Source organism: Mesorhizobium sp. B2-4-17 (assembly GCF_006441275.1).
Taxonomy (GTDB): Bacteria; Pseudomonadota; Alphaproteobacteria; order Rhizobiales; family Rhizobiaceae; genus Mesorhizobium.
On sequence record NZ_VFUX01000024.1, the window covers coordinates 1 to 25,536 of the forward strand.

Annotated in this window: 31 protein-coding genes; 12 read left to right on the forward strand and 19 right to left on the reverse strand. The window is 65.0% G+C overall.

Features of this window, described 5'->3' with window-relative positions; all coding sequences use genetic code 11:
- Positions 1-312: 312 nt before the first annotated feature.
- The 3 genes from FJ548_RS19220 to FJ548_RS19230 form a co-directional block, all read right to left on the reverse strand.
- A complete protein-coding gene (locus FJ548_RS19220; RefSeq protein WP_140613585.1) occupies positions 313-1,329 on the reverse strand; it encodes an ABC transporter permease in 1,017 nt (338 codons plus the stop codon).
- Positions 1,329-2,960 (reverse strand): sugar ABC transporter ATP-binding protein, encoded by a 1,632-nt coding sequence (locus FJ548_RS19225; protein WP_140778687.1) that lies wholly within the window; start codon positions 2,958-2,960, stop codon positions 1,329-1,331. Before FJ548_RS19225 ends, FJ548_RS19220 begins: the two co-directional genes overlap by 1 nt.
- Before the next feature lie 220 nt (positions 2,961-3,180).
- A complete protein-coding gene (locus FJ548_RS19230) occupies positions 3,181-4,128 on the reverse strand; it encodes a substrate-binding domain-containing protein (protein WP_140611754.1) in 948 nt (315 codons plus the stop codon).
- A 342-nt stretch (positions 4,129-4,470) separates the two neighbouring features.
- Between FJ548_RS19230 and FJ548_RS19235 the strand changes: the two genes are divergently transcribed.
- From FJ548_RS19235 to FJ548_RS19245, 3 genes are all read left to right on the forward strand, one after another.
- Positions 4,471-4,659 carry a type II toxin-antitoxin system HicA family toxin gene (locus FJ548_RS19235; protein WP_140778688.1) on the forward strand — a complete coding sequence of 63 codons (189 nt, stop codon included), beginning with the start codon at positions 4,471-4,473 and terminating at the stop codon, positions 4,657-4,659.
- 5 nt (positions 4,660-4,664) lie between these two features.
- Positions 4,665-5,066, forward strand: a complete 402-nt coding sequence (locus FJ548_RS19240; RefSeq protein ID WP_140778689.1) for a type II toxin-antitoxin system HicB family antitoxin — start codon at positions 4,665-4,667, stop codon at positions 5,064-5,066.
- Between the two features lie 69 nt (positions 5,067-5,135).
- Positions 5,136-5,834, forward strand: a complete 699-nt coding sequence (locus FJ548_RS19245; protein WP_140778690.1) for a RibD family protein — start codon at positions 5,136-5,138, stop codon at positions 5,832-5,834.
- 18 nt (positions 5,835-5,852) lie between these two features.
- Here the strand turns inward: FJ548_RS19245 and FJ548_RS19250 are convergent, their stop codons facing one another.
- Complete coding sequence (locus tag FJ548_RS19250; RefSeq protein ID WP_140778691.1) at positions 5,853-6,737, reverse strand: SDR family oxidoreductase; 885 nt, start codon at positions 6,735-6,737, stop codon at positions 5,853-5,855.
- A gap of 97 nt (positions 6,738-6,834) precedes the next feature.
- On the opposite strand from FJ548_RS19250, the gene FJ548_RS19255 reads away from it, so the two are divergent.
- The 3 genes from FJ548_RS19255 (at position 6,835) to FJ548_RS19265 (ending at position 8,755) form a co-directional block, all read left to right on the forward strand.
- Positions 6,835-7,689, forward strand: coding sequence for a helix-turn-helix transcriptional regulator (locus FJ548_RS19255; RefSeq protein WP_140778692.1), 855 nt, complete (start codon positions 6,835-6,837; stop codon positions 7,687-7,689).
- 50 nt (positions 7,690-7,739) lie between these two features.
- Positions 7,740-8,219, forward strand: a complete 480-nt coding sequence (locus FJ548_RS19260; RefSeq protein WP_140767145.1) for a DUF2127 domain-containing protein — start codon at positions 7,740-7,742, stop codon at positions 8,217-8,219.
- Between the two features lie 152 nt (positions 8,220-8,371).
- Positions 8,372-8,755, forward strand: a complete 384-nt coding sequence (locus tag FJ548_RS19265) for a YkvA family protein (protein WP_140778693.1) — start codon at positions 8,372-8,374, stop codon at positions 8,753-8,755.
- Positions 8,756-8,780: 25 nt separating this feature from the next.
- On the opposite strand, the gene FJ548_RS19270 is transcribed toward FJ548_RS19265, so the two are convergent.
- Positions 8,781-8,987, reverse strand: a complete 207-nt coding sequence (locus FJ548_RS19270; RefSeq protein ID WP_140778694.1) for a hypothetical protein — start codon at positions 8,985-8,987, stop codon at positions 8,781-8,783.
- On the opposite strand from FJ548_RS19270, the gene FJ548_RS19275 reads away from it, so the two are divergent.
- The gene (locus FJ548_RS19275) at positions 8,986-9,459 is read left to right on the forward strand and encodes a cytidine deaminase (RefSeq protein WP_140778695.1); all 474 of its coding nucleotides are present in this window, start codon (positions 8,986-8,988) and stop codon (positions 9,457-9,459) included. The two genes, FJ548_RS19270 and FJ548_RS19275, sit on opposite strands and share 2 nt — an antisense overlap.
- Before the next feature lie 14 nt (positions 9,460-9,473).
- On the opposite strand, the gene FJ548_RS29925 is transcribed toward FJ548_RS19275, so the two are convergent.
- Complete coding sequence (locus tag FJ548_RS29925; protein WP_181168848.1) at positions 9,474-9,626, reverse strand: hypothetical protein; 153 nt, start codon at positions 9,624-9,626, stop codon at positions 9,474-9,476.
- 64 nt (positions 9,627-9,690) lie between these two features.
- Here FJ548_RS29925 and FJ548_RS19280 point away from each other — a divergent pair, with 64 nt between their 5' ends.
- Positions 9,691-10,017 carry a hypothetical protein gene (locus FJ548_RS19280; protein WP_140778696.1) on the forward strand — a complete coding sequence of 109 codons (327 nt, stop codon included), beginning with the start codon at positions 9,691-9,693 and terminating at the stop codon, positions 10,015-10,017.
- Positions 10,018-10,086: 69 nt separating this feature from the next.
- Here FJ548_RS19280 and FJ548_RS19285 read toward each other — a convergent pair whose 3' ends face one another.
- From FJ548_RS19285 to FJ548_RS19310, 6 genes are all read right to left on the reverse strand, one after another.
- The gene (locus FJ548_RS19285) at positions 10,087-10,683 is read right to left on the reverse strand and encodes a class I SAM-dependent methyltransferase (RefSeq protein WP_140778697.1); all 597 of its coding nucleotides are present in this window, start codon (positions 10,681-10,683) and stop codon (positions 10,087-10,089) included.
- 119 nt (positions 10,684-10,802) lie between these two features.
- Positions 10,803-11,225, reverse strand: a complete 423-nt coding sequence (gene arsC / locus FJ548_RS19290; protein WP_140778698.1) for an arsenate reductase (glutaredoxin) — start codon at positions 11,223-11,225, stop codon at positions 10,803-10,805.
- Entirely contained in the window at positions 11,222-11,908 is a 687-nt protein-coding gene (locus tag FJ548_RS19295) for an MIP/aquaporin family protein (protein WP_140778699.1), read from the reverse strand. The genes arsC and FJ548_RS19295 overlap by 4 nt, the downstream gene beginning before the upstream one ends.
- A 10-nt stretch (positions 11,909-11,918) precedes the next feature.
- Complete coding sequence (locus tag FJ548_RS19300; protein ID WP_140778758.1) at positions 11,919-12,251, reverse strand: helix-turn-helix transcriptional regulator; 333 nt, start codon at positions 12,249-12,251, stop codon at positions 11,919-11,921.
- A gap of 61 nt (positions 12,252-12,312) precedes the next feature.
- Positions 12,313-14,226 carry a diguanylate cyclase gene (locus FJ548_RS19305; protein WP_140778700.1) on the reverse strand — a complete coding sequence of 638 codons (1,914 nt, stop codon included), beginning with the start codon at positions 14,224-14,226 and terminating at the stop codon, positions 12,313-12,315.
- A gap of 131 nt (positions 14,227-14,357) precedes the next feature.
- Positions 14,358-15,263, reverse strand: a complete 906-nt coding sequence (locus FJ548_RS19310) for a LysR family transcriptional regulator (protein WP_140778701.1) — start codon at positions 15,261-15,263, stop codon at positions 14,358-14,360.
- 94 nt (positions 15,264-15,357) lie between these two features.
- Here FJ548_RS19310 and FJ548_RS19315 point away from each other — a divergent pair, with 94 nt between their 5' ends.
- Both FJ548_RS19315 and FJ548_RS19320 read left to right on the forward strand, forming a co-directional pair.
- Complete coding sequence (locus FJ548_RS19315) at positions 15,358-16,239, forward strand: aldo/keto reductase family oxidoreductase (protein ID WP_140778702.1); 882 nt, start codon at positions 15,358-15,360, stop codon at positions 16,237-16,239.
- Positions 16,240-16,344: 105 nt separating this feature from the next.
- A complete protein-coding gene (locus FJ548_RS19320) occupies positions 16,345-17,133 on the forward strand; it encodes a pseudouridine synthase (protein ID WP_140778703.1) in 789 nt (262 codons plus the stop codon).
- 58 nt (positions 17,134-17,191) lie between these two features.
- Here FJ548_RS19320 and FJ548_RS19325 read toward each other — a convergent pair whose 3' ends face one another.
- Positions 17,192-17,461, reverse strand: a complete 270-nt coding sequence (locus tag FJ548_RS19325) for a cyclase (protein WP_140611891.1) — start codon at positions 17,459-17,461, stop codon at positions 17,192-17,194.
- A gap of 202 nt (positions 17,462-17,663) precedes the next feature.
- Here FJ548_RS19325 and FJ548_RS19330 point away from each other — a divergent pair, with 202 nt between their 5' ends.
- A complete protein-coding gene (locus FJ548_RS19330) occupies positions 17,664-18,065 on the forward strand; it encodes a VOC family protein (RefSeq protein ID WP_140611794.1) in 402 nt (133 codons plus the stop codon).
- Between the two features lie 6 nt (positions 18,066-18,071).
- Here FJ548_RS19330 and FJ548_RS19335 read toward each other — a convergent pair whose 3' ends face one another.
- From FJ548_RS19335 to FJ548_RS19345, 3 genes are all read right to left on the reverse strand, one after another.
- Positions 18,072-18,653, reverse strand: coding sequence for a histidine phosphatase family protein (locus FJ548_RS19335; RefSeq protein WP_140778704.1), 582 nt, complete (start codon positions 18,651-18,653; stop codon positions 18,072-18,074).
- An 82-nt stretch (positions 18,654-18,735) separates the two neighbouring features.
- Positions 18,736-21,930, reverse strand: a complete 3,195-nt coding sequence (locus FJ548_RS19340) for an efflux RND transporter permease subunit (RefSeq protein ID WP_140778705.1) — start codon at positions 21,928-21,930, stop codon at positions 18,736-18,738.
- Between the two features lie 4 nt (positions 21,931-21,934).
- Positions 21,935-23,065, reverse strand: coding sequence for an efflux RND transporter periplasmic adaptor subunit (locus tag FJ548_RS19345; RefSeq protein ID WP_140611800.1), 1,131 nt, complete (start codon positions 23,063-23,065; stop codon positions 21,935-21,937).
- Positions 23,066-23,364: 299 nt separating this feature from the next.
- Between FJ548_RS19345 and FJ548_RS19350 the strand changes: the two genes are divergently transcribed.
- Positions 23,365-23,814 carry a universal stress protein gene (locus FJ548_RS19350; protein ID WP_140611802.1) on the forward strand — a complete coding sequence of 150 codons (450 nt, stop codon included), beginning with the start codon at positions 23,365-23,367 and terminating at the stop codon, positions 23,812-23,814.
- A 66-nt stretch (positions 23,815-23,880) separates the two neighbouring features.
- Here FJ548_RS19350 and FJ548_RS19355 read toward each other — a convergent pair whose 3' ends face one another.
- The 3 genes from FJ548_RS19355 to FJ548_RS19365 are packed head-to-tail and all read right to left on the reverse strand — an operon-like array spanning position 23,881 to position 25,456.
- Positions 23,881-24,357: a DUF6314 family protein gene (locus FJ548_RS19355; RefSeq protein WP_140778706.1), complete on the reverse strand. Its 477-nt coding sequence runs from the start codon at positions 24,355-24,357 to the stop codon at positions 23,881-23,883.
- Positions 24,354-25,052 carry an RES family NAD+ phosphorylase gene (locus tag FJ548_RS19360; protein ID WP_140778707.1) on the reverse strand — a complete coding sequence of 233 codons (699 nt, stop codon included), beginning with the start codon at positions 25,050-25,052 and terminating at the stop codon, positions 24,354-24,356. The genes FJ548_RS19355 and FJ548_RS19360 overlap by 4 nt, the downstream gene beginning before the upstream one ends.
- Positions 25,046-25,456, reverse strand: coding sequence for an MbcA/ParS/Xre antitoxin family protein (locus FJ548_RS19365; protein WP_140611808.1), 411 nt, complete (start codon positions 25,454-25,456; stop codon positions 25,046-25,048). Before FJ548_RS19365 ends, FJ548_RS19360 begins: the two co-directional genes overlap by 7 nt.
- Positions 25,457-25,536: the final 80 nt, after the last annotated feature.

Sequence of the window (25,536 nt, forward strand, 5' to 3'; positions counted from 1 at the left end):
CGTCCCTCCCGATTCGATGCTCGGGAAGTGTCCACGATGTCTCCGAACGCCTGTCCACCATCTCCCCGGTCTCTACACCCTCCCCACAAGGGGGAGGGAACGCTGCCGCGCGCATCTTACTTCCGCCCCGGCATCGAAAAACATGCTCAATCTGCAGGATCGGCATCGACGGAAGTCTCCCTCCCCCCTGTGGGGAGGGTTAGGGGTGGGGGTACTCGTAGGGCGAAAGCCTCGGCCTCCATATGCGATAGCCCTGCCCCTGAGGGGGAGATGTCCGGCAGGACAGAGGGGGTGCCTCGCGCAAACGTCTCCTCACCGCCTCACCCGCGACTTCAGCCAGCGATCAAAGGCCACCGCCAGGATCAAGATCAGGCCGATGACGATGCTTTGCGTGTAGGACGAGACGTTGTTGAACTGCAGCCCGTTCTGCAGCACGCCGATCAGGGCCGCCCCAACCACCGTGCCGCCGACCGAGCCGATGCCGCCGAACAGCGATGTGCCGCCGATGACGACGGCCGAGATCACCGTCAGTTCGTAGCCGATGCCAGCCACCGCTTCCGAGGAATTCAGCCTGGCCGACAGCACGAAAGCGGCGAGCCCGGCGAAGAAGCCGACGATGACATAGACCGAGACCAGGATGCGGTCGACGCGCAGGCCGGACAGCCGTGCCGCCTCCGCATTGCCGCCGACGGCATAGACGGCACGGCCATAGCGCGTGTAGCGCAGCACGATGTGGCACAATATGGCGGCAATGGCGAAGATGATCGCCGGCACCGGCACCGGGCCGATCAGCCCCGTGCCGAACCAGCGCATCGAGGCATCGAAACCCGAAATCGGGCCGCCATTGGAGATGGTGAGCGTCAGCCCGCGAAACACCGTCAGCCCGCCCAATGTCACGACAAAGGGCGGCACTTTCAGCCTTGTGATGGCGAGGCCCTGCACGCCGCCGGCGGCCGCTCCCACCAGAACGGCGGCGAGAAGTGCGGCGAACCAGCCATAGCCCTGCGTGCCTGAGGTCGACAGCGACAGCGTGTTGGCCGCGCCGCCCTTGGCGACGACGGCGGCCACCATGCCGCAGAAGGCAAGCAGCGAGCCGACCGAAAGGTCGATGCCGGCGGTGAGGATGACGAAGGTCATGCCGAGCGCGATCAGCCCGGTGATCGAGATCTGCCTGGTGATGTTGAATAGGTTGATGGGGTCGATGAAGCTCGGCTTCAGCACGGTGAAGACGACGACGAGGGCTGCCAGGAACAGCAGCGGCCCGAAGCTCATCAAAAGCCTTGCGAGTGTGGCGCCGCCGCGCTGGCTCTGTTCCTCGGCGATGCTCATCATGTCAGCCCCTCCCCATCCTGCCCGAGTGCTTGCTGCCCGAGTGCTTCCGGCCCGAGCGCGTCCTGCCCCCTCGCATCCTGCTTGTCGAGCGCCATCAGTTCCATCAGTTTTTCCTCATTTGCCTCGACGCCCGGCATCTCGCCGGTGATGCGGCCCCGGCGCATGGTGACGATGCGGTCCGACACCGCCAGCACTTCCGGCAGTTCGGATGAGATCATCATCACCGCGATGCCGCGCGCCGCCAGCTGCACCAGGATCTGGTGGACTTCCGCCTTGGCGCCAACATCGACGCCGCGCGTCGGCTCGTCGACGATCAGCACTTTTGGATCGCGCGCCAGCCAGCGCGCCAGGATCACCTTCTGCTGGTTGCCGCCCGACAGGCCCTCGATCGCCTGTTCGGCCGACGCCATGCGGATCGACAGCATTTTGCGGAAACCCGAGAGCGCGTCGCGCTCGCGCCGCTCGGCCATGAAGCCGAAACCGTTGCTGAACCGCCCGAGCGAAGCGACGGAGAAATTCGGCAATATGCCGAGCGCGGCAAAGATCGCCTGGTGCTTGCGATCCTCCGGCACAAGGCCGATGCCGAGCGCGATGGCGTCGGCCGGTGAAGCCGGCGCGATTTGCTTGCCGTCGAGCGTGATCGTGCCCGCCGCGATGCGGTCGGCGCCGAAGATGGCGCGCGCCAGTTCCGTGCGGCCCGAGCCGACGAGGCCGGCGACGCCAAGGATCTCGCCGGCCTTGAGGTCGATATCGACGCCGTCGAGCACGATGGCGTGCGGCGCCTCGGGATCGCGCACGGTGCGCAAGCCCCGTACGGAAAGCACGACATCGCCGGCGACCGCGCGCTGTACAGGCCGCGCATAGAGTTCTGAGGCGGCGCGTCCCACCATCTTTTCGATGATCCGTGGCAATTTTATCGGCCGCCCGTTGTCACGGTCGAGATGCCCCGCCAGCCTGCCGTCGCGCAGCACCGTCATGCGATCGCAGATGGCCGATGCCTCCTCGAGCCGGTGGGTGACGAACATGATGGCGACCTTGTCCTGGCGCAGCCGGTCCATGATCGACAGCAGCCGCTGCACCTCGGTCTCGGTCAGCGCCGAGGTCGGCTCGTCCATGATGATCAGCCGGCTTTTGAGCGACAGCGCGCGGGCGATCTCGACCAGTTGCTGCTCGGCCACCGACAGCGCCGACACCGGCGTCATCGGGTCGATGGTGAGGCCGACACGGGCGATGATGGCGCGGGAGTCCTGCTCCATCTTGCGCCAACTCACCAGCCCGAGCGGCCCGGTCGGCGCGCGGCCGATGAAAATGTTCTCCGCCACCGTCAGCGTCGGGATCAGGCTGAGTTCCTGGTAGATGGTGACGATGCCGTGCTGCTTGGCGTCCTGCGGGCTCGCCGGCTGGTAGTCGGCGCCGTCGAAAATGATGCGCCCGCTCGACGGCGGCATGACGCCCGACAGGATCTTGAGCAGCGTCGACTTCCCCGCGCCGTTTTCGCCGAGCAGGCCGAGGATTTCGCCGGGCCTGACCTCGAGCGAGACGTCGCTCAGCGCGGTGACGCCGGCGAAATGCTTGGTGACGCCCTCGACGGCAAGCAGGACGGGCGATGCGGGTTCAGGTGGCTGCAAGGAGTGCTCCCCGAGACTTGAGATGTCTGCGCTGCCCCTCACCCTCACCCTCTCCCCGTATAGTGACGGGGAGAAGGGGGCGCCAGCGTTGGAGCGCATTCCTTCTCCCCGTCACTATACGGGGAGAAGGTGCCAGCAGGCGGATGAGGGGCAGCACCAATGTCGGCGATTGGTCCTGCTCGCAGAACATCACCCCGCCAGCCTACCCACTATGGCGCCCCTACTTCGTCTCGTTCAGCCTCTCGGCCTTGTCGAGATTGTCCTTGCCGATGACGATGGGCGTCAGCAACACCAGCTTCTCCTTCGGCTCGGTCTTGCTCTTGGCGTAGGCGACAGCGATCTGCACGGCGGTGCGCGACTGCTGGCCGGGGAATTGTTCGACCGTGCCGGCAAGCTTGCCGTCGCGCACGGCGACCAGCGCTTCCGGCAGCGCGTCGAAACCATAGATCTTGACGTCGGTGAAGTTGCGTGCCGCACAGGCTTCGAGCGCGCCCAGCGCCATGTCGTCATTGGCGCAGATGATGGCGTCCGGCTTGCCGTTGGCGGCAAGGCCGGCTTCGGTCACCGACAGCGCCTCGGCGCGGGCGAAGTTGGCGGTCTGCTCGAAGATGATCTGGTACTTGTCCTTCACGGGATCGAGCACATTGTGCACGCCCTTGTTGCGGTCGATCGCCGGACCCGCGCCCGGCTGGCCCTGCAGGTGGAACAGCTTGGCGCCGTTGGGGAATGCCGCCACCACGGCCTGCGCTTCCGCCTCGCCGCCCTTGACGTTGTCGGCGCCGACATGGGCAAGGATGCCCTGGACGCCATCGACGCGGCGGTCGATCGTCACCACGGGAACACCGGCCTTCACCGCTTCCTCGATGGCCGGCGCCAGAGCGTTGACGTCGAGCGGCGAAATGACGATGGCATTGACCTTCTGCACCAGCGCCGCCTCGATATCGGCGGTCTGCTTGGTGGCCGAATTCTGGCCGTCGCTCTCGGTCAGGTTGACCCCTTGAGCCTGCGCCTCGGCTTTGATCTCGTTCAGCATGTGCACGAAGAACGGAAAGCCGAGATTGGGCACCGAGCCCAATATGGTCAGCTTGTCCTCGGCGAACGCCGAACGTGCGGCCAGCACCAAGGCGCCCGCGGCCACGGACGTCATCAGGAATTCACGTCTGTTCATGGGTGATCCTCCTCCACAAGAACGCACGGCCCCGGAAACCGGGACCGGTTTCAGGAAGGATCATGCGTCGGTTCAAAGTGTTGGAGCATCCTCCTTGCGCCCGATGGCGCATGCCGCTCCAGCTGACCGCCGCTTCAAATTCCTCCGATCGGCGTCAGCAAGAGGATGCTAACCCAGGGTCAACCGTTTGTGCAACATCGATATAACAGTGCCCGATCGTGAATTATCGGAATTGTCTGAATTTTGGATTGTGGGGTATCCTTCGGCGGTTCGAGCCGGAAAGCGGGAGTGCCGTTTTCACGCCCTTGTTGAAATCCTGCCTTTCAATGTGTATAAATACACATGACCAGTGCCGAGATTATCCGCCTGCTGCAAGCTGATGGTTGGTTCGAGGTTGCCCGAAAAGGTAGTCATGCGCAGTTCAAACACCGCGACAAGCAAGGGCGGGTCACCGTTCCTCACCCCAAGCGCGATATCCCGATAGGCACTCTGCGCAGCATCGAAAAGCAGGCAGGACTGAAACTGAGGTGACGGACATGAAGCAGTATATCGGACTAATCCATAGGGATGTCGGCAGCGACTTCGGCGTGTCTTTCCCTGACTTCCCGGGCGTGATTACCGCGGGCAGGAATCTGGATGAAGCGCGGCTGATGGCTGAAGAGGCCCTCGCCCTCCATATCGAAGGCTTGATCGAGGATGGCGATGCAATTCCGGAGCCTTCCAGTTTGGAAGCTGTGATGGCGGACGCCGTTAATCGTGACGGTGTTGCAATCCTCGTCGCGGCCAAGACCGAGGCGAGGAAGACCGTGCGTATCAACGTGACGTTGCCGGACGACGTTCTCCAACGGATTGATGCCTTTGCCGAAGCCCATGGCTATACCCGGTCCGGGTTTCTCGCGAAGGCTGCCGAGAAAGTGATGGAGCTTGAGGCGGCTTGAGGTGGTCACTCAAGACGACGAGGCGCAATGCCGACGGGAATTTTCAAAGCCCATGAGTTGGAGAACTGCATGAAACCGCACATCATCTGCCATATGCTCGCATCGCTTGATGGCAGTCTCCATCCGAGCCGCTACACCACAAGCCCGGACGGAACCCGGGCCGAATGGTCAGGCGTCTATGAACAGGTCCACGGGGATCTCGAAGGCGACGCCTGGATCGTCGGCCGTGTCACCATGGCCGAGATGAGCAAGGCCGACGCGCACCCGCCGGCGCATGCCGGCAAAGTCAAGCGGCCGCATCATTTCGCCCGACGCGACGTGGGCCGCTTCGCCGTGGCGCTCGATGCCTCGGGCAAGCTCCACTTTTCCAAGTCAGACATCGGCGGCGACCATGTCGTGGTGCTGCTTGGCCACGGCGTCGCCGACAGCCATCTGGCCGAGCTTGCCGGCGACGGCGTGTCCTATATCGTCTCGGAGACGACGGACATCGATCTCGCCGCCATGACCGAGGTGCTCGGGCGTGAATTCGGCATCCGCCGGCTGTTGCTCGAAGGCGGCGCCGGCATCAACGGCTCCTTCTTCGCGGCGGGCCTCGTCGATGAACTCAGCCTTCTCGTTGCCCCCGCGCTCGATGCGCGGGCGGCAAACCAGGGTTTTGTCGAGTTCGGCGGGAGCGGCCTCGCCGGCAAGGTCCAGTTGTCCCTCACCGACTGCAAAGCCCTCGCGCACGGTCTCGTCCATTTGCGCTACGCCGTCACCTCCGGCTGAAGGCGCTTTGCCGGAACATCAGTATTGCATTGCGTCAAGATCGGCGATCAGCGTCGGCCCGGTCGGATGCCAGCCGAGCCGTGCCTGGGTCAGCGCGCTGGAGGCCGGCAGGTCCATGGGGGCAAACATCGCCATCCAGCCGAAATGCTCCGCCGCCTGTTCAGGCGCGATCGAAACGACCGGCACGTTGAGGCCCCGCCCGATCGCCTCGGCGATGGCGCGCACCTCGACGCCTTCCTCGCCGACAGCGTGATAGCGGGCGCCGGCCTGCCGCTTTTCCACGGCGAGCCGGAAAAGGCGCGCCGCGTCGAGAACATGGCCCGCGGAGAAGCGGTTGCGGCCTTCGCCGACATAGGCCGAGACGCCTTTCTGGCGCGCAATGTCGATCAGCGGCGTGATCAGCCCTTGCTTGACCGTATCGTGGACCTGCGGCAGGCGCACCACGGACACGTTGATGCCGGCCTCCAGCAAGTCGTTGCCCGCGAGTTCCGAGGCGATGCGCGGATTGCCGTGGCTGGGATTGAAGACGTCCTCGACCGCCAGTTCGCCATGTCCGGGACTGCCCATGCCGACACCGGATGTGATCACCAGCGGCCGGTCGGATCCAGCAAGGGCCGAGCCGAGGGCCGCGATGACGCGCCTGTCCTTTTCGCAATTCTCGACAAATCGCGAGAAATCATGGTCGAACGCCGTGTGGATCACCGCTTCCGCCTTCGCCGCGCCGTCGCGCAGACCGTCGGGATCCTCGAGGGTTCCGCGACAGATCTCGGCGCCGGCCGCGGCCAGCGCCTCCGCGCCAGCGTCGGAGCGGGTCACGCCAATCACCTGATGGCCCGCCTGGATGAGTTCGGGAACAAGCGCCGAACCTATGAAGCCGGTCGCGCCGGTGAGAAAGATACGCATGCAAAATCTCCTGCACAGTTGCAGGCGCAGTATCCCCGATCTATTATTCCATTAAAGTAGTGACCTTATCATGGTATAGTTGCTAACAGGCTCGGTCATGCCCATCCATTCCGCCGGTTCGCTCGCAGCCTTCCTGAAAGACCGCCGCACCCGGCTCGATCCGGCATCGTTCGGCTTCTCCGGGCGCAGGCGCACGCCGGGGCTGCGCCGCGAAGAGGTCGCCCAGCGCGCCAACATAAGCCCGACCTGGTACACATGGCTGGAGCAGGGCCGTGGCGGCGCGCCCTCGGCCGATGTGCTGAACCGGATCGCCAAGGGACTGCTTCTGACCGAGGCGGAACGCGAACATCTTTTCATGCTCGGGCTGGGGCGCCCGCCCGAAGTCCGCTACATCGGGGCCGACGGCGTCAGCCCTCGCCTCCAGCGCCTGCTCGACACGCTCGATGCCAGCCCAGCTCTGATCAAGACCGCCACCTGGGATGTCGTTGCCTGGAACCGCGCCGCCGAAGTGGTGCTGACCGACTACGGCGCCCTGCCCGCCGGCCAGCGCAACATCCTGCGCTTCATGTTCCGCAGTCCCACTATCCGCGCCAAGCAACACGATTGGGAAAACCTCGCCCGTTTCGTGGTGGGCGCGTTCCGGGCCGACGCGGCACGCGCCGGCGCGGTGTCCGAGGTCACCCAGCTGGTCGACGAACTCTGCAGCGTCAGCCCCGAATTCGCCGCCCTGTGGCGGGAAAACGACGTGCTCAGCCACGGCGACGGGACAAAGCGCCTGAAGCACCCGGAACTCGGCGACATCGAATTGGAATACTCGGCTTTCGCGGTCGACGGCCGGCCGGACCTGAACATGATCGTCTACAACCCGCTGGACGGTGCGGTCGCCGACCGTATCCGCGACCTCGCCCGGCGGCCGAAGCCGCAGAAGCCGGACGATTACCCGGCGCCATGACGCCCGGCCGGTTGAACGTCGAAGCGCCACGCCACGGGACAGGAGACCGCATGAACGAGCAGCGTGTCCACCAGATTTTCGAGGTCAGCCTACTGCTTAAGGGCGCACATGCGCTGGTCGAATGCGTCGGCGGTCTGCTGCTCGCTTTTGTCAGCACCAGCACGATCGTGTCGCTGGTGAACAGGCTGACACAGGAAGAGCTGACCGAGGACCCGAACGATTTCATCGCCAGCCATCTGATGCACGCGGCGAGCCATTTCTCCGTCGGCACGCAGCATTTCTACGCGTTCTACCTGCTCAGCCACGGCCTCATCAAGATTGCCCTGGTAGTGGGCCTGCTGAGAGGCAAGCTATGGGCCTATCCGGCCTCGCTGGTGGCCTTGCTGCTGTTCATCGTCTATCAGCTCTACCGCTTCAGCTATACCCATTCGGCGGGGCTGATCGTGCTCACCCTGTTCGATCTCATCGTCATCTGGCTGATCTGGCATGAGTACCGCCTCGTTCGGCGGCACGAGGTGGCAAGCCGTTAGAGGCGCCCGCCGGTCACCCGACTATGATCGGCCGTCCGCACCGATAGTGGGGCAATACATCTTATGCGAATTCGTGCTTCCCTGCGTATTACCCGGCGATAGCCACTACAGCCACCGGCCGCGCGCGGCCCTTGCAAGAAACGAGCGCTGGTTTGAGGATTTTGAATGCGACCAGAAAATGGGCCAAAGCCATCAGGCGTGATGTCGTCGCCCTCTGGCTTGCCGCCCGCGACCCACGCGTACCTTGGCATGCCAAGGCGGTTGCCGGTGCGGTCGCCGCCTACGCGCTGAGCCCCATTGACCTGATCCCCGACTTCATTCCGATCATCGGCTATCTGGACGACCTCATCATTGTGCCGCTGGGGATCATGCTGGCGGTCAAGCTGGTCCCGGTCGATCTGATGCGGGAATTCCGGGATGAAGCGACCCGACGCGCCAAGCCGGTAAGCAAGGCCGGCCTGATATTCATGATCGCGGTCTGGATAGTCGCGGCAGCGGCGTTGCTCTGGCTATTCTGGCCGACTCGCCCGGCTTAGATTCAAACTGACCCGTTATCTCCGGTCATTGCGATGACTCCGGCGCCAGGACCAGCCCGATCTCCCCGGCCGCCTGCGCGGCGTGGCGGCGCACGGTGGCAAGGTCGAGCACGCTGTAGGTGGTCGCCACATAGGGTACGGTGAGTGCCGCGACCGAGTGGCCCGAACGGCCCGATGACCGGAAAGGCGAGGTCGATGACGCCCGGCTGCAGCCCGTCAGCCATCTCTTCATGGCCGGCGGCTCGGATGCGGGCGAGCGCCTCCAGAAGACCAGCTTCGACAAACTTTCAAGCGCCGACCAGGCCCTCGTCACCGCCGCCGCCGAGGCGCGCGACAAGGCCTACACGCCCTACTCCAACCACAAGGTCGGCTCGGCCGTGCGCACCGCTTCGGGCCGGCTGTTCTCCGCCTGCAATGTCGAAATCGTAACCTTGCAGCAATCGGTGCATGCCGAGCGCAACGCGGTGATGCAGATGGCGGCGGCGGGCGAGCGGCAGATCGAGGCCATCGTCTGCCACGGCCCCTATTCGGGCGTGCCATGCGCCGAATGCCGGCAGGTGATCTGGGAGTTCTGCTGCGACGATCCCGACGTCAAGATCATCGGCTCGACGCTCGATGGCGAGATCGAACTGATGACCATTGGCGAAATCTATCCGAGCCCCTACGGTCCGGGCACCAAGGGCATCGACCCGCGCAAGTTCTGAGGCCGAAATAAAGCTCAGACGAGCCGCTTGCCGGCGTCACCATCCTCTTTGGTGAACGGGCCGATGTCCGGATTGGAAGGAATCGAGCACCGCCAATCCAATCCGCATCCGAGGATGCCAATGCCGAAATGCGGCATCAGCAGGATCACCGACGGATCAAGCGTCACCGCACGAAATGCATGCGAAGCTGACATTTGAAGGAACATAAGTCAGGCAAGAAGCTTAGTAGCCATGAGCATGCGTGGCGTTCAATTGTTCACCAAAGCGGCCAGGCGGGATCGCCTATCCGAAGGTCCCGCGAAGAGCGAAGACATCGCCAAAAGAATTTTGAGCACGGCAGAAAAAGTTTCAAATCAAAATACCGGAGCCTCGGCGGTCGAAAATGACTTAACGCGCAACGACATCGGGGACTCTCAAGGGGATCACAAAAAAATTCATCCGATCGTGGCAGTCTTCGACAGCGATTTTTTCCCCGTCCTGCTGCTCCTTACCATTTACACCCTCGCTGTATTCGCCGCGACCTTCGCCGTGTTTCTTTGGTGGGTGGGCATACTATAGGGTGATCGAGCCCACAATCCGGTGTCCTGCAACAGGCGCCCACCTCGCACTGGGAGGGGAGATTTCGTATCATTCCCTGTGTTCGAACACTGCCCCGTAGTGATACGGCGGTAGATCAACCATTCGCAAAAGCTGGAAACCATTGGCCTCCAAAACCGCCACCATAGCTTCGGGTGACATGCGCATCTCTGTCCCGGGGCCGCGCGGCTTGCCAAGCACGGTCGTCTGCTCTCGCGGCCGCTGATGCCAATTGACGAGCGCAAACAGACCGCGCGGCTTGAGCACACGGGCCACGACTTTGATAAGGGCTGGCTTGTCGGGCACGCCGTGGAAGGTGTTGGCCATCAGCACAAAATCGATTTTTTCAGGCACAAGTTCCGCAACTTCGCCGGCATCCGCAACAATCCATTCCAGGACCGAAACGCCGCGCCGCTCCACTTCGGCCTTGGCCGCCACGATCATGTCCGGGTCGAGGTCGAGCCCATAGACGCGCCCACCGACGATTTTCGCAAGCGGAGCGGTGAAATAGCCATCGCCGCAGCACAGATCGAGAGCCGTCATGCCGGGCTCGATACCTAACGACAGCAAAAGACCCGACGGCTCTGGCCAAAGCACCTCCCACCAATCTCGGTCAGGCATGGAGGTGGCGGGAAACATTCCAGTCATGGGCGGAAGCTTTTGAATTGTGCTGCGGAGCAGTGTCGACCGGCAAGCCGCCAAAGGCAATGCCGCCATTGCCGATGGCGTCGACTGGCGCAAGTTCCGAGACCGGCCGAAGTAGTGGCTCAGACAACCCGCTTGCCGCCGGCGTCGGCGACGATCTCGCCGTCCTCCTTGGTGAACGGGCCGATGTCGGGGTTGGGCAGAAAATCGAGCACCGCCTCGGACGGCCGGGCCAGGACGACGCCGAGCGGGCTGACCACGATCGGCCGGTTGATCAGGATCGGGTGCGCCAGCATGAAATCGAGGATCTCGTCGTCGCTCCGCTTGGGATCGCCGAGGCCGAGTTCGGCATAAGGCGTGCCCTTCTCGCGCAACAACTCGCGCGGCGTCATCGCCATCGCCTCGAGCAATTCGATAAGCCTGCCGCGCGACGGCGGCGTCTTCAGATACTCGATCACCTGCGGCTCCTCGCCGGACTGGCGGATGATCGCCAGCGTGTTGCGCGACGTGCCGCAGTCGGGGTTGTGATAGATGGTGATGGTCATGGCGCGGCTTTCATCCGGGTAAGGATTCTGGGGTCCGCCAGCAGCCAGCCGGCCAGCGACAGGGCAAGCAGCGCACCTGCCAATTCCGCGGCTATGAAGGCCGGGACATCGGATGGCCGGATTCCGGCAAACGTATTCGAGAAGGCGCGGGCGATGGCCACCGCCGGATTGGCGAACGAGGTCGAGGCGGTGAACCAGTAGGCAGCGGTGATGTAGAGCCCGACCAGCCAGGGGATGGCATCGTCCCGGAAGCGCAGGCCGGCAAGGACGGTGAAGACCAGGCCGAAGGTCGCGACCAGTTCGGCCAGCCACTGCCCATGCCCGCTTCGCACTGTTGCCGAAATCTCCAGCAATGGCAGTTCGAACATGGCATGCGCCACCAGCGTGCCGACGAGGCCGCCGAGGACCTGCATGGCGACGTAAGCCAGCGCCGCGAACCAGTCGATTTCGCGCCGCAGCGCAAAAACCAGTGTGACCGCCGGGTTGAAATGGGCGCCGGAGACCGGTCCCAGCGTTGCGATAAGCACCACCAGCATGGCGCCGGTTGGCATCGTGTTGCCAAGCAGCGAAAGCGCGGCGTCACCGGTCAGCCGACTGGCCATGATGCCCGAGCCGACCACCGTGGCAACCAGCATGGCGGTGCCCAGCGCCTCGGCCGCGAGACGGCGTCGAAGGTCGGTCATGGCTCCCACCTCAACATTTGCAGGTCACGGCCTGGATGATCGGCTGGCAAAGCTCCGGCTGGCCGTTGCAGCAATCCTCCATCAGATAGGCCAGGAGGTCGCGAAACCCGGTCATGTCGGCGGTGTAGCGAATGCTGCGCCCCTCGCGTTCGGCATGCACCAGCCCGGCTTGACCGAGGGTCTTCAAATGCGCCGACATGGTGTTCTGCACCGCGCCCAGCCGCGTGGCGATCTCGCCTGCCGGCGTCCCCTCGGGCCCGGCGCGAACCAACAGCCGGAACACCTCCAGCCTAGTTTCCTGGCCGAGCGCGGCGAGCGCCAGCAATGCCGCTGTCTTGTCCATCAATCCATTTATCCAGATTTATGGATTAATCGCAGCGGACCATGACAAGCCTGTGACAGCCTCACGGCTTGCGCGCGGAACCGGTCGAGCGTGGCTCGCTGAGATGCGGGCGCCAGCCATGCACGCGGTCCCGTCCCGCGGCCTTGGCCCCGTACAGCGCCTCGTCGGCGCGCCTGATGAGATCGGCGATCTCGATCACCGCGCCGCCCTCGAAGGTACCGACCCCGATGCTGACGGTGACGATGCCCTTTTCGCTGCCGGCATGGGTGAGCGCGAGGTCGCGCACCTTGCTCCTGAGGTTTTCGGCAATGACGAAGGCGCCTCTCGCGTCGGTTTCAGGCAGGATGAGCGCGAACTCCTCGCCGCCATACCGGGCTGCCGCGTCGACCGGCCGGCGGGCCGTCGCCTCGATGCAGCGGCTGACGGCGCGCAGGCATTCGTCACCCGCCGGATGGCCGTAATGGTCGTTGAACTGCTTGAACCAGTCGACGTCGATGATGAGCAGGCTGAGCGGTTTCATGTTGCGCCGGCAGCGGGCGAACTCGCGCGACAGCGCGTCGTCGAAGGCCCGCCGCGTCAAGAGTTCGGTCAGCCCGTCGCGATGCGCAAGCAGATTCAGCTTTTCGTTGGCCATCAGCAATTCAGCCTCGACTTGCTTGGCCTCGGTGATGTCGGAAAACACGCTGAGGCTTCCGCCGTTCCCGGTCGGCCGGGTCCGCACATCCAGCCAGCGCCCGTCGGCGAGCCGCACCTGGCGGTGGCTGGCAAGCGTCTGCGAGGCCATCACGTCGGCGATCCAGTCCTCGACCGCCTCCGGCGGCGTGATCCCTTCGCCGCGCGCCGCCGAGGCGCGCAAGATATTGCGATGGTCGGCACCGGGCACCCTGATGTCGGCCGTCCTCGGAAACATGGCGCGGTACTGTGCGTTGCACAGCACCAGCATGCCGTCGGGGTCGAACATCACCAGGCCATCGGCCATGTGCGTCAGCGCGTCTCCGAGCCTCGCCTGGCTTTCCGCCAGCTCGGTCTCCAGCTGCTTGCGTATGGTGATGTCACGGTTGTGCGTGATCAGCCCGACGACCGCCCCGGTCTTGTCGCGAAACGGCGCTTTCAAGGTCGCCAGCCAGCCGTCGGTCCCGTCCTCGTGGTGCAGGCGCTGTTCGATGGTGGAGGAGACGCCGGACGCCAGCACGGCAAGCTCGTCCTCGCGGAATTCCTGCGCCGTTTCGCGCGGATAGAAGTCGAAATCAGTCTTGCCGATCAGCGCCCTGGCATCAGGCGCATGCATCAGCTCGGCCGTTGCCGGATTGGCGATGATGAACCGCCCGTCGAGGTCCTTGACGTTGAGGCAGTCGGGCAAGGTCTCCACCACGGCCTTGAAGATGCGCCTGGACTGCAACGCTTCGAGACGACGCCGCTCCTGGTGAAGCGCAAGCCCCGACATCGCCACGGAGACGAAGATGAGCAAGGTGGAAGGCAGCGCCACCTCCGGCAGAACGGTCTGCAGGACGGCTCGCGGCAGGACGGAGAGGCCAAGCAGCGATCCGGCCGCGGCCGCCGCGCCAAGGATCATGATATCGGCCATGGCGGGCGGGCGGCCCCTGAGGGCAAGGTTGCCGGCAATGCCGATCAGCATGGTGGCCGCGATCCCGACCGCGCCGGCAAAGGCGCCTATGCCGCCTTCGAAAGTCCGGAACGCTCCGGCCATGACCCCGGCGACGATGCCGGCGACAGGACCGCCGAAGAAGCCGGCAAGCCCGATCATTGTCGTCCTGAGGTCGACCAGGACACCCGGCTGCAACTGCATGGGGGTCAGCATCAGGATGATGGCACCGGCGCCCATCAGCAGGCCGAAGGCCACCGCCTTCGCCATGGCCGGCCTGCGGTCCAGCCACACATGCGTGTGGATCCAGACCGAAACGAACATCGCAACGACCGCGAGATTGGCCAGCAATTCGGACCAGGGCGAACCCATCGCGCGCCTTTCCTCTTACCGGGCTTTCGCCGTATCGCCTCCTCGATAGACCCTCAATGACAACAAAGTGTTACACAAGGTATTTGACCTCCGGCGGAAGAGACAAGCATGCGGCGGCATGCCCGTTGCACTCACCCCCATCGCATCGTGCCGATGAAATCGATGAAAGCGCGCAGCGGCGCCGGGATCAGGCGGCGGCCGGGATAGTAGAGGAACGGGCCTGAAAACTCCTGCCACCAGGGCTCCAGCACCGGTTCCAGCCTGCCGTCGTCGAAATAGGGACGCAGCCAGTCCTCGAACAGCGAGACGATACCGCCGCCGGCGACCGCCACCTCGAGCGCGAGCGACATCGCGGTGCCGGTGCTGACCAGCAGCGGGCCGGTCGGGTCGACGCTCACCACCTCGCCGTCGCGCTCGAACTCCCAGGGCGGCGTCACGCCGCTGGCGAAGCGGCCGCGCAGGCAGGCGTGATCGAGCAGGTCGCGCGGATGGCCGGGCCGGCCGTGCCGGTCGAGATAGGCTGGCGCGGCGGCGGTGGCGAAACGCTGTCGGCGCGGGCCGATCGGCACGGCGATCATGTCCTGCTCCAGCCGCTCGTCATAGCGGATGCCGGCATCGCAGCCCGATGCCAGTATGTCGACGAAACTGTCCTCGGCGGTCACTTCCAGCCGAATGTCGGGATAGGCGGCGAGGAAGGGCGGCAACAGGCGCGGCAGTACCAGTTTCGCGGCGACGACCGGCACGTTGAGCCGCAGCGTGCCGGCCGCACGGCCGCGAAAGCCGTTGACCACGTCGAGTGCCGCCTCGACCTCGCCGAGTGCCGGCCCCAGCCGCTCCAGCAGCCGCGCGCCGGCCTCGGTGGGCGCGACGCTGCGCGTGGTGCGGTTGAGGAGCCGCACGCCGAGCCCGCTCTCCAGCCGCCGCACCGTCTCGCTGAGGCTGGAAGCGCTGACGCCGCTCACCCGCGCCGCTTCGCGGAAGCCACCGGCGCGCGCCACCGCCATGAACGCCTGGAGGTCACCAAGATCCGCCGCCATTGTTCGTCTTTCCGCACAGGGTGTTCCGATTGCACCATATTATCGTGCAGATGCTCGAAGTCTATATTGGGCCGATCCAAAAGGAGATGAGACCATGACCGACATCAGCAAGGCCGGAACCTTCAAACTCGGCGACCGCATCGTGAAGCGCCTGGGCTACGGCGCCATGCAACTGGCCGGACCCGGCGTGTTCGGCCCGCCGAAGGACCGCGACGCGGCGATCGCCGTGCTGCGCGAGGCTATCGCCAGCGGCGTCGACCACATCGACACCAGCGATTTCTACGGCCCGCACGTCACCAACCAGATCATCCGCGAGGCGCTGCACCCCTACCCCGCCAGCCTCACCATCGTCACCAAGGTCGGCGCCCGGCGCGACGACAAGGGCGCGTGGGTTCCGGCCTTCGCGCCGGAAGAACTCAGGCCGGCGGTGCACGATAACATGCGCAATCTCGGCCTCGATGCGCTCGATGTCGTCAACTTCCGCCGCCATGACGGCCTGCATGAACCATCCGAGGGCTCGATCGCGAAGGAAGTGACGGTTCTGGCTGAACTGCAGCGGCAGGGCCTGGTCAAGCACATAGGTCTGAGCAACGTCACGCTTGCGCAGATCGAGGAGGCGCGCCGCATCGTCCCGATCGTATGCGTGCAGAACCTCTACAACATCGCCCACCGCAACGACGACGCGCTGATCGATGCTCTTGGTGCTGACGGCATTGCCTATGTGCCGTTCTTCCCGCTCGGCGGCTTCACGCCGCTGCAGTCGGACACGCTGGCCAATGTCGCTCGCAAACTCGGCGCGACGCCCATGCAGGTGGCGCTCGCCTGGCTCCTGCGCCGCGCGCCCAACATCCTGCTCATCCCCGGCACCTCCTCGGTCGGCCATCTCCGGGAAAACCTGGCGGCCGCGGACCTCGACCTGCCGGCCGACGCGCTTGCTGTGCTGAACGGCATCGCGAACGAGAAGGCAGCCGCCTGAGGCAACGCGACCCGCCTTCTCCCTTGCCGGGAGAAGGCGAGGCCATGTCTTGCACACGCCTCGCCGCTCATGCCATCAGTCGGCCAACCAACACCGGCGATCGGCATGGCACGACGAGGAACACCAAACAGCGGCGCGCGACCCACCCCGCCGGGCGTCAGCCTGAACCGCGCGCTCTCAAAGCTCGGCCTGTGCTCACGCACGCGGGCGCAGGTGCTGATTGCTGAGGGCCGCGTGCGTGTCGGCGGCAAGGTGGTGCGCGATCCCGAGCAGCGCGTGGACATGAACCGCGACAAGATCAGCGTCGACGGCGAAGAGGTCGTTGCCGAGCGCAAGGTCTACCTGATGCTCAACAAGCCGCGCGGGCTGGTCACCACCCGCGACGACCCGCAGCAGCGCGGCACCGTCTACGCCTGCCTCGAAGGGCTCGACCTGCCCTTCGTCTCGCCGGTCGGCCGTCTCGACAAGGCGAGCGAAGGCCTGCTCCTGATGACCAACGACACCCGCTTCGCCAACCGGCTGATGGACCCGGCCTCGCATCTGCCCAAGACCTATCATGTGCAGGTCGGCATGGTGCCGAACGAGGCGATGCTGGACGCGCTGCGCGCAGGGGTGACCGTCGATGGCGAGACCCTGACGGCAAGTTCGATCGCGCTTTTGCGCAGCGGCGGCCGCACCGCCTGGCTGGAGATCGTGCTCGACGAAGGCAAAAACCGACACATCCGCCGCCTGCTTTCAGCGCACGGCATCGAGGTCAAGCGCCTGATCCGCATCGCCATCGGCCGGCTGCCGCTGGGCGACCTCGGCAAGGGCACCGCGCGGCATTTGACGCAGGAGGAATTGGTGCTGGTGGGTGGTGAACAAGCCTCCCCCGCCAGGCTGGAATTGCGTTAAAACAAGGGAATGGAGCGATTCGGCGTTTCCATGAAACAATGAACCGCTCCTGGCCAAATCAGGCCTTGTTGGTGATCCACATGGTGGGCGCGCCGACCACGCCGGCGCTCGCCATCGCTTCTTTCAATTTTGGATTTTCGATGAAGGCGCGCGCGTCGGCGGCACTGGCGAAGTCATGGGTCACGGTGACGTCGTTGGGATTGTCCGCCGCCTGGTAGACGCTCTCAGCCTTTACGCCGCTGGCCTTCTGAACCGGGGCGAACGCGTCATAGACCTTGCGCCATGCCTTGTAATCGGACACGGCATGTCTCACGAACAGTGTCGTCATCATCCATTCCTTCCAGGCTGTTGTTGACGTTGCGCCCAAGCGATCGGCGATGGGCCTTCCAGTCTATTGCCCCAATCCTGGCTTTGGCAAACAGGCGAATGAATGACAGCCGCGCCGTCTCCTGACGGAAAGCTGTCAGGAGGCCTGGCCTATAGATCGATCAGGAGCCGGTCGCGGCTTCAGCGATCAAGGAGCCAAAGCGATGAATTTCGTCTCTGTCCGCATCATCACATCGGATGTTCAGCGCCTCGTGCGCTTCTACGGCGAGATCACCGGCATGCCGGTGACGGTGTACACGGAAGACTTCGCCGAACTGGCGACGCCGGCCTGCACGCTGGCGATCGGCAGCACGCGCACCTTGATGCTGTTCGGCGGCGACATCGCCCGCCCCGCCGACAACCACACCGCCATCATCGAATTCCGCGTCGCCGACGTCGATGCCGAGTTCGCCCGCCTGTCGGACGTCATCAAGGCCACGACCGTGCAGGAGCCGACCACCATGCCCTGGGGCAACCGCTCGTTGCTGTTTCGCGATCCGGACGGCAATCTGGTGAATTTCTTCACGCCCGTGACCGCCGAGGCGATCCGGAAGTTCGACAAATAGAGCGCCCTATTTCAGGTTCCACTTGCGCACGACCGGCTCGCCGAGGTCGTGCTCGTAGCCGAGCACGCTGATGCTGGCCGTGTCGAGCACGAACAGAGCGCCGCCTTCGGGCGGCAGGCCGAGCCAGCGGGCGGCGAGCACGCGCAGGAAATGCGCGCTGGAAAAGATCAGTATGTCGGCATTGGCCTTGCGCAGGCGGTCGACGATCCTGTCGGCACGGGCGCCGACATCGGCCGCCGTCTCGCCTTGCGGGCAACCGTCGCGAAAGACGTTCCAGCCGGGCCGCTCGGCCAGGATATCGTTGGTCGTGCGCCCTTCATAGGCGCCGTAATCCCACTCCTGCAGATCGTCTATCTTGACGCTCCGCTCCCCAAAGCCGGCAAGCACGCTGGTGTTGTAGGCGCGCTGCGAGGGGCTCGACCATACGGCCGAAAACGCCAGGCCTTTCAGCCGCTCCGCCACGCCCCGCGCGGCGGCCTCGCCGGCCGGCGTCAGCGGCATGTCGGTGCGGCCGGTGTGCTGCCCCGAAAGGCTCCACGCCGTCTCGCCATGCCGGACCAGGTGGATTTGGGGTAGCGCGCTGCTCATCCGCTCGGCCTTTCGTTGTGTCGGGCCAAGCTGTAGCGGTCCGCACGGCACGGGGAAAGTCCCGGCAGCAACGACACCCGCTTCAGCGCCGCTTCGCCGCCCGCTCGTGCGGCTTCGGTCGAGGCGGCATCTGCCGAATCTCCGCCTGTGGGCCCGCCGCCAGCGCCGGCCCGGCGGCGGGCACGACGATTTCGGGATCGGCCTTGCGGCGCCAGAACCACCTGAGATGGCTGAACCGGCTGAGATAGATGTAGATGACGGGCGTGGTGTAGAGCGTCAGGAACTGCGACAGCAGCAAGCCGCCGACAATGGCGATGCCCAGCGGCCGGCGAAGTTCGGACCCGGCGCCGCTGCCCAGCGCCAGTGGCAGGCCGCCAAGCAGCGCCGCCATCGTCGTCATCATGATCGGCCGGAAGCGCAGCACGCAGGCCTCGTAGATGGCATCTTCCGCCGACAGGTTCCGCCGTCGCTCGCCCTCGAGCGCGACGTCGATCATCATGATCGCGTTCTTCTTGACGATGCCGACGAGCAGGATGACGCCGATCAGGGCGATCAGCGAGAAATCATAGCCGAGCGCCATCAGCGCCAGGAAGGCGCCGACGCCCGCCGACGGCAGCGTCGACAGGATGGTGAGCGGGTGCACGAAGCTCTCATAGAGAATACCGAGCACGATATAGACGGCGATGATCGCCGCCAGGATCAGATAGGGCTGGTTGGCCAGCGACGACTGGAACACCTTGGCCGAGCCCTGGTAGCGCGTCGTCAGCGTCGGCGGCAGGATCATCGATCGTTCGAGCTTCTGGATGGCTGAAATGGCGTCGCCGAGCGAATGGCCGGCCGCCAGGTTGAATGACAGCGTCACCGCCGGGAACTGATCCTGGTGGTTGATCGTCAGCGGCGACACCGACGTCTCGTAATGCGCCAGCGCCGACAACGGCACCATCTGCCCGCTGGTGCTGGAGCGCACGAACAGGCGCGCCAGCGCCGACGCATCCTCCTGGAAGCGCGGCTGCAGCTCCATCACCACATGGTGCTGGTCGAGCTGGGTGAAGATCGTCGCCACCTGGCGCTGGCCGAAGGCGTCATACAGCGTGTCGTCCACGGCCTGCGGGGTGATGCCGAGCTGGCCGATCAGATCGCGGTCGATCTTGAGCGTCATCCTGGGCGCGCTCGCCTGCAAATCCCCCGTCACGTCCTGCAACTCGGGCAGGGTCTGCAGCTTGGACAGCATGATCGGCGCCCATTTGAACAGCTCGTTCACATCGGGATCCTGCAGCGTGTACTGGTACTGCGTCTTGCTGACCCGTGCGCCGATCTGCACGTCCTGCCGGGCTTGGCCGAACAGGGCGATGCCTTCCACCTTGGCCGCCGCCTTGCGCAGACGGTTGATCACCTGCGTCGCCGTCGCATGACGTTCGCTCAGCGGCTTGAGGTCAATCATCAGCCGGCCGCTGTTCACGGTCGGGTTGGCGCCGACCCAGTAATAGACGGTCTGCACATCGGGATCGGCGGTCACCACCTTGGCCAGTTCGTGCTGGCGCCGCACCATGGCGTCGTAAGAGATGTCCTGGGCTGCCTCGGAAGAACCGGAAATGGTGCCATTGTCCTGCTGCGGGAAGAAACCCTTCGGGATGATTTGGTAGAGATAGAAGGTGGCGCCGAGCGTCGCCGCCATGAACAGCAACATCACCGGCTTGTGGCGCAGCACCCAGCGCAAGCCGACCTCATAGACGTACAGCATGCCATTGAAGGCTGCTTCAAGGGCCCGCGACGCGATGTTCTCGCGGGCATCGCGGTCGATCGGTTTCAAGAGCCGGCCGCACATCATCGGCGTCAGCGTCAGCGAAATCAGGCCCGACATCATGATGGCGATGCTGACGGCGACCGCGAATTCGCGGAACAGCCGGCCGATCAGCCCACCCATCAGAAGCAGCGGGATGAAGACGGCGACCAGCGACAGCGTCATCGAGATGATGGTGAAGCCGATTTCGCGCGATCCGTCCAGCGCCGCCTGCAGCGGCGCTTCGCCATTCTCGATGTGGCGGATGATGTTCTCCACCATGACGATGGCGTCGTCGATGATGAAGCCGACCGCAATGGTCAGCGCCATCAGCGAGACGTTGTCGATCGTGTAGCCGAGCAGATACATCGCCGCGCAGGTGCACAGCAGCGACACAGGAATGGTGATGCTGGGAATGAGCGTGGCGCGCACATGCCGCAGGAACAGGAAGATGACCAGCACGACGAGGCCGATGCTGATCGCCATGGTGAACTGCACCTCGGAGACCGAAGCCCGGATTGTCTGGGTGCGGTCGCCCAGGATCTGCATCTTGACCGAGGGCGGCAGCGTGCGCTGAAGCTCCGGCAGCACGTTCTTGATCAGTTGCACCGTCTGGTTGATGTTGAAGCCGGGCTGCTTGTGGACGTCGATGATGACGGCGCGCTGGCTGCCGAGCCACGCCGCCTGCCTGATATCCTCGACGCCGTCTATGGCCGTGCCGATATCGCTGACCCGGACCGGTGCGCCGTTGCGATAGGCGACGATCACCGAGTTGAAGGCCGCCGCGGTGGACAGCTGGTCGGTGGCGGCCAGCGTCAGCGACTGCCGAGGCCCATCCAGGGTGCCCTTGGGCGCGTTGACGCTGGCTGTCGCTATCGCCGACCGGATGTCCTCCAGGCTGAGCCCGAGCGCGGCCGCCGCCGACGGGTTGACCTGGATGCGCACCGCCGATTTCTGCTCGCCATGGAAGTCGACGAGGCCGACGCCGGTGACCCGCGACAGCTGCAGCGCCAGGTAGTTCTCGACATAGTCGTCGACCTTGTCGATCGGCAGATCGGCGGAGGTGACGGCGATCGACATCAGCTGGGCGTCGGCCGGATTGGCCTTCTCATAGGTCGGCGGGCTGGGGAGGTCCTTCGGCAGATCGCCGCTGGCCGCGCTGATCGCGGTCTGCACATCCTGCGCGGCGCCGTCGAGGGTGCGGTCGAGGTCGAATTCGACCTGGATCGAGGTACGGCCGAGCGAACTGCTCGAACTGATGGACGTCACGCCCGAAATCAGCCCGAGCTGCCGCTCCAGCGGTGCCGCGACCGTCGTCGCCATCGTCTCGGCGCTGGAGCCCGGCAGGTGGGCAGATATCTGCAGCGTCGGGATGTCGACCTGCGGCACGCCGGCGATCGGCAGCAGGAAATAGGCGACGAGACCCACCAGCGTCACCCCGATGGCCAGCAGCGTGGTGGCGATCGGCCGGATGACGAAGGGCGCGGATATGTTCATGGAGCTAGTTCGCCGCCTGGGCCGGGCCGGTGACGTCGACCACATCTCCCTCCTGGATGCGGTATTGGCCGTCAGTGACGACGGTATCGCCGGGCTGGACGTCCTTCCCGACAACTGCCAGCTCGGCATTCGAATACGCTACCGTCACAGGCCGTTTGACGATGTGCCTGTCCTTGCCGACGACGAAAACATACGTCCCCTCGGGACCGCGCACAATCGCCGTCACCGGGACGGTGACCACCCCGCGCCGCAGATCCGCCTGGACGCGGACATTGACGAATTGTCCCGGCCACAGCCGGTCGTCGGCATTGTCGAAGACGGCGCGTATCCTGATCGTCGCGGTGGCGCCGTTGATCTGGTTGTCGACAACGCTCAGCCGGCCGGAGGCCAGTTGCTGGCCGCCATTGTCCTGCGCGACCACGGCGGCGTTGCCTGCCTTCATCACGGCCTGGATGCGCGGAAGGGCGTCGGACGGAAGCGAGAAATCCACCGCGATCGGGTGGATCTGGCTGATGCGGACGATGCCGCCCGTATCGCTGGCACGGACGATGTTGCCAGCGTCGACCATGTGGATGCCAACCCGTCCATCCAGCGGCGAGCGTATTTGGGTGAAGCCGAGCTGGATCTGCGCGATGTCGATGGCGGCCTGGTCGACCTTGTCGGTCGCCTCGAGCTGCGCCACGGTCGCCTTTGCCGTGTCCAGCACCTGTGTGGAGCCGACGCCCTTGGTGGTCAGGGTCTGCGCCCGGGCGAGGTCGAGCCTGGCATTGGCCAGCGACACGTCGTCCCGCGTCTTGGTGGCCTGCGCCTGCCCGAGCGCCGCCTGCAGGGGCTCCGGGTCGATCTCGGCAAGCAGGTCGCCGGCATGCACATCCTGACCATCGGTGAAGTCGAGCTTGACCAGCTGGCCGTCGATCCGGCTGGTCACGGTCACCGTGCGCAGCGGCGCGACGGAGCCTAGTCCGAGGAGGAACACCGGAACATCGGTCCGGCGCGCCACATCGGCGACAACGGGAATGGCGGCGCCCGCCGCCAAGGCGGAAACCACTGCCGGCCCGCTTCCCATACTCAGGATCAGAAAGCCTAAGGCAATGGCCCCAAGGGTTCGGAAGGCCTTGCGGCGGTCGGCGGTCATGCTCGGTCTCGTCGATCCAGTTGGATGTCCACGATGGACATGCGGCGAGTTCCCTGGCAACCCACAGTCCCGTGACCGCCATCTTGCGGGGCCGACCTTACCGGCGTATCGCCGTCGCCTTACCGATCCGTAAGGTCGTGGAGTTGATGTCCACGCGCTTCGGGATGCCCTCGCCTGGCCCTGATCCGCATCGCGCTGGCCCTGTAAGGGCCTCGACGGCGCGCCTATATCAGGATCAGCCCTTTTCGGGCTCCCGCCACCCCAGGGGCATCGGCCCTTGCAGAACAGGTCAGATCATCATGTACAAACATCTGCTCATCGCCACCGACGGATCGGCACTGGCCGGCAAGGGCGTCGCCCACGGCCTCACGCTGGCCAAGGGCGTCGGCGCCACCGTCACCTTCGTCACCGTCTCGGAACAATTCCCGATCTTCGCCTGGGGCGGCGCCATGGCCGGTTATGCGGCGGGCGATGAATTGGCGGTCTTCCAGGAGGAAGCGCGCAAATACGGCAAGGAGGTTCTCGACAAGTGCAAGGCTTCAGCCGATGCGGCCGGCGTCTCCGCCGAGGTTGTCCATGTCGAGGACAAAAGGCCCGCCGAAGCGATCCTGGAACTGTCGCAGGCCCTGGGCTGCGACCTGATCGTCATGGCCTCGCATGGCCGCCGCGGACTGGGCAGGCTGCTTCTGGGCAGCCAGACGGCGGAAGTGCTCTCCTACACCGAGATCCCGGTGCTGGTGGTGCGCTGATCCGGAATGGCGGATGCCGATCGCGCCAGGGTGAGGACGGCTTCGCGACTTTCGCACGCGCCGGCCTCACGAACTGTATGATGCCCGAACCGCATCGTGGATGCGCCGAAACCGCCCAAGACTCGCATAGTTCTTGTGCGCACCTTTGACGCGCCACGCCTCGGCCCATTGACCCGCGCCGCGAAAGAAGAAGCGCCCGACATAAAGGTCGGCGCCACACAGATGCCGGACGGTTTGCGCCGCTTTCGCCTCCAGTTCAATGAAGTCGCGGCCATCGGCGTGCAGGATGCGCGTCACCCCCTCGCCCGGCTCGAGCCGGTAGCGTCGGCTTGCAGGCATTTCCTGCGAGCCCACCCGCATGGTGCCGTGCTCGATGAAGGCGTCTTGCGTCACGATGACCTCGCCAGTGAACCGGTAGGTCGCGCCGGTCAGGTAATCGATCATTGTGCGGCTGACTTTCCAGTCGCCGACCAGACTGCCTCCCCGCTCGATCGGATCGGCCGGGATCGGCAACCATGCTTGTGCGGCGCCGTAGCCCATCATGTCACCGCCAGCACCTTGCCGGTATCGTGCTGGCGCACGAAATCCACGCGTCCGCCGTCCCAATGGTAGCTGTAGTGCCGGCCCTGCACCGGCACGGTGATGACGTCGGGCCAGAAGATGCCGATGCATTGCCCGTCCGGCATTCGCACGCTGTTCCACACCAGCCCGTCGCTGCCCCCTGCCCGCAGCGCCCGCCCTTCCGCCTGCGAGGCGGTGTAGTCGTCGGGGTCGAGCACGCCGGGCACCGCGTTAACGTCATCGAGCTCGCGGTCGACGCTGCCGACGAGCACGCGAAAGTCAGCCGTCCAGCCCGGATCCTCATTGGTGGCGCGCATGAAGTTCTGATGGTGGTGGATGGTCTCGGCCAGCGCCACATCCTCGCTGTCGCCGGCATAATAGATGCCGTAGCTGCCATCCGAGAAACGGCCGGGCCGCAGCGTCGAACAATGCACGAAGGGCGCCATGACGAAGCTGGCGCCGGGACCGGAAACTCGCCTTGCCGCCGCCACCTTGCCGAGATCGCCGATCTCGAGCCTTATGCGCGGATTGGTCTTCTCCTCGACGGCGGCCAGCGCCTCCCAGTCGCGCGGATCGGCGATGTCCTCGAAGAGGTCGATCGGCGGATGGATGGAGCGGATGATCCGAAAAGTCTGGGGCCAGTGGACGCGGCGCCGGACCGCGAGCCCACTCACCATGCACCACGCTCCGCGTCGAGCCATTCGCGCATGGCGGCAAGGTCGGAGATTTCACCGCGCAGCATCAGGTCGAGCGCCGACTGCCCGCCGAAAGTGGCGTTCGGCTTGCGGATCCAGGCATAGCCGCGCGCCGGCTCGGTGAAGAGATAGCGCAGGCCTTTGTGGATGCCCATCAGATGCGCCATGCGGGTGCGCAGGTCGCGGTCGATCCTGCCGATGCCGCCTTCCTTCCACCGCGCCCAGGTGCGCGCCGACATGCCGCCGAGCAGGATGCAGGCTTCGAGGTCGGTCAGGTTCCACGCCTTGAACAGGTTGACCGTGGTGCGCGCCAAGGCGCCCGCCTCTTCATCCGAAATGGCGCTGCCGACCGTGGCCGGTGTGGTGACGATGGACTGAAGTTGCATTTTCCTGCTCCCGATTGGCAGATATATAGCATACATCTGCCAATTGGCAAGGAGTGGTCCCCAAGCATCGGGAGCAACTC

Excerpts from the sequence above, each read along its gene's own strand:
- FJ548_RS19220 (WP_140613585.1), bottom strand. The coding sequence starts at position 1,329 with ATGAGCATCGCCGAGGAACAGAGCCAGCGCGGCGGCGCCACACTCGCA.
- FJ548_RS19230 (WP_140611754.1), bottom strand. The coding sequence starts at position 4,128 with ATGAACAGACGTGAATTCCTGATGACGTCCGTGGCCGCGGGCGCCTTG.
- FJ548_RS19235 (WP_140778688.1), top strand. The coding sequence starts at position 4,471 with ATGACCAGTGCCGAGATTATCCGCCTGCTGCAAGCTGATGGTTGGTTC.
- FJ548_RS19240 (WP_140778689.1), top strand. The coding sequence starts at position 4,665 with ATGAAGCAGTATATCGGACTAATCCATAGGGATGTCGGCAGCGACTTC.
- FJ548_RS19245 (WP_140778690.1), top strand. The coding sequence starts at position 5,136 with ATGAAACCGCACATCATCTGCCATATGCTCGCATCGCTTGATGGCAGT.
- FJ548_RS19250 (WP_140778691.1), bottom strand. The coding sequence starts at position 6,737 with ATGCGTATCTTTCTCACCGGCGCGACCGGCTTCATAGGTTCGGCGCTT.
- FJ548_RS19255 (WP_140778692.1), top strand. The coding sequence starts at position 6,835 with ATGCCCATCCATTCCGCCGGTTCGCTCGCAGCCTTCCTGAAAGACCGC.
- FJ548_RS19260 (WP_140767145.1), top strand. The coding sequence starts at position 7,740 with ATGAACGAGCAGCGTGTCCACCAGATTTTCGAGGTCAGCCTACTGCTT.
- FJ548_RS19275 (WP_140778695.1), top strand. The coding sequence starts at position 8,986 with ATGGCCGGCGGCTCGGATGCGGGCGAGCGCCTCCAGAAGACCAGCTTC.
- FJ548_RS19270 (WP_140778694.1), bottom strand. The coding sequence starts at position 8,987 with ATGAAGAGATGGCTGACGGGCTGCAGCCGGGCGTCATCGACCTCGCCT.
- FJ548_RS19280 (WP_140778696.1), top strand. The coding sequence starts at position 9,691 with ATGAGCATGCGTGGCGTTCAATTGTTCACCAAAGCGGCCAGGCGGGAT.
- FJ548_RS19285 (WP_140778697.1), bottom strand. The coding sequence starts at position 10,683 with ATGACTGGAATGTTTCCCGCCACCTCCATGCCTGACCGAGATTGGTGG.
- arsC (WP_140778698.1), bottom strand. The coding sequence starts at position 11,225 with ATGACCATCACCATCTATCACAACCCCGACTGCGGCACGTCGCGCAAC.
- FJ548_RS19295 (WP_140778699.1), bottom strand. The coding sequence starts at position 11,908 with ATGACCGACCTTCGACGCCGTCTCGCGGCCGAGGCGCTGGGCACCGCC.
- FJ548_RS19300 (WP_140778758.1), bottom strand. The coding sequence starts at position 12,251 with ATGGACAAGACAGCGGCATTGCTGGCGCTCGCCGCGCTCGGCCAGGAA.
- FJ548_RS19305 (WP_140778700.1), bottom strand. The coding sequence starts at position 14,226 with ATGGGTTCGCCCTGGTCCGAATTGCTGGCCAATCTCGCGGTCGTTGCG.
- FJ548_RS19310 (WP_140778701.1), bottom strand. The coding sequence starts at position 15,263 with ATGGCGGCGGATCTTGGTGACCTCCAGGCGTTCATGGCGGTGGCGCGC.
- FJ548_RS19315 (WP_140778702.1), top strand. The coding sequence starts at position 15,358 with ATGACCGACATCAGCAAGGCCGGAACCTTCAAACTCGGCGACCGCATC.
- FJ548_RS19320 (WP_140778703.1), top strand. The coding sequence starts at position 16,345 with ATGGCACGACGAGGAACACCAAACAGCGGCGCGCGACCCACCCCGCCG.
- FJ548_RS19325 (WP_140611891.1), bottom strand. The coding sequence starts at position 17,461 with ATGACGACACTGTTCGTGAGACATGCCGTGTCCGATTACAAGGCATGG.
- FJ548_RS19330 (WP_140611794.1), top strand. The coding sequence starts at position 17,664 with ATGAATTTCGTCTCTGTCCGCATCATCACATCGGATGTTCAGCGCCTC.
- FJ548_RS19335 (WP_140778704.1), bottom strand. The coding sequence starts at position 18,653 with ATGAGCAGCGCGCTACCCCAAATCCACCTGGTCCGGCATGGCGAGACG.
- FJ548_RS19340 (WP_140778705.1), bottom strand. The coding sequence starts at position 21,930 with ATGAACATATCCGCGCCCTTCGTCATCCGGCCGATCGCCACCACGCTG.
- FJ548_RS19345 (WP_140611800.1), bottom strand. The coding sequence starts at position 23,065 with ATGACCGCCGACCGCCGCAAGGCCTTCCGAACCCTTGGGGCCATTGCC.
- FJ548_RS19350 (WP_140611802.1), top strand. The coding sequence starts at position 23,365 with ATGTACAAACATCTGCTCATCGCCACCGACGGATCGGCACTGGCCGGC.
- FJ548_RS19355 (WP_140778706.1), bottom strand. The coding sequence starts at position 24,357 with ATGATGGGCTACGGCGCCGCACAAGCATGGTTGCCGATCCCGGCCGAT.
- FJ548_RS19360 (WP_140778707.1), bottom strand. The coding sequence starts at position 25,052 with ATGGTGAGTGGGCTCGCGGTCCGGCGCCGCGTCCACTGGCCCCAGACT.
- FJ548_RS19365 (WP_140611808.1), bottom strand. The coding sequence starts at position 25,456 with ATGCAACTTCAGTCCATCGTCACCACACCGGCCACGGTCGGCAGCGCC.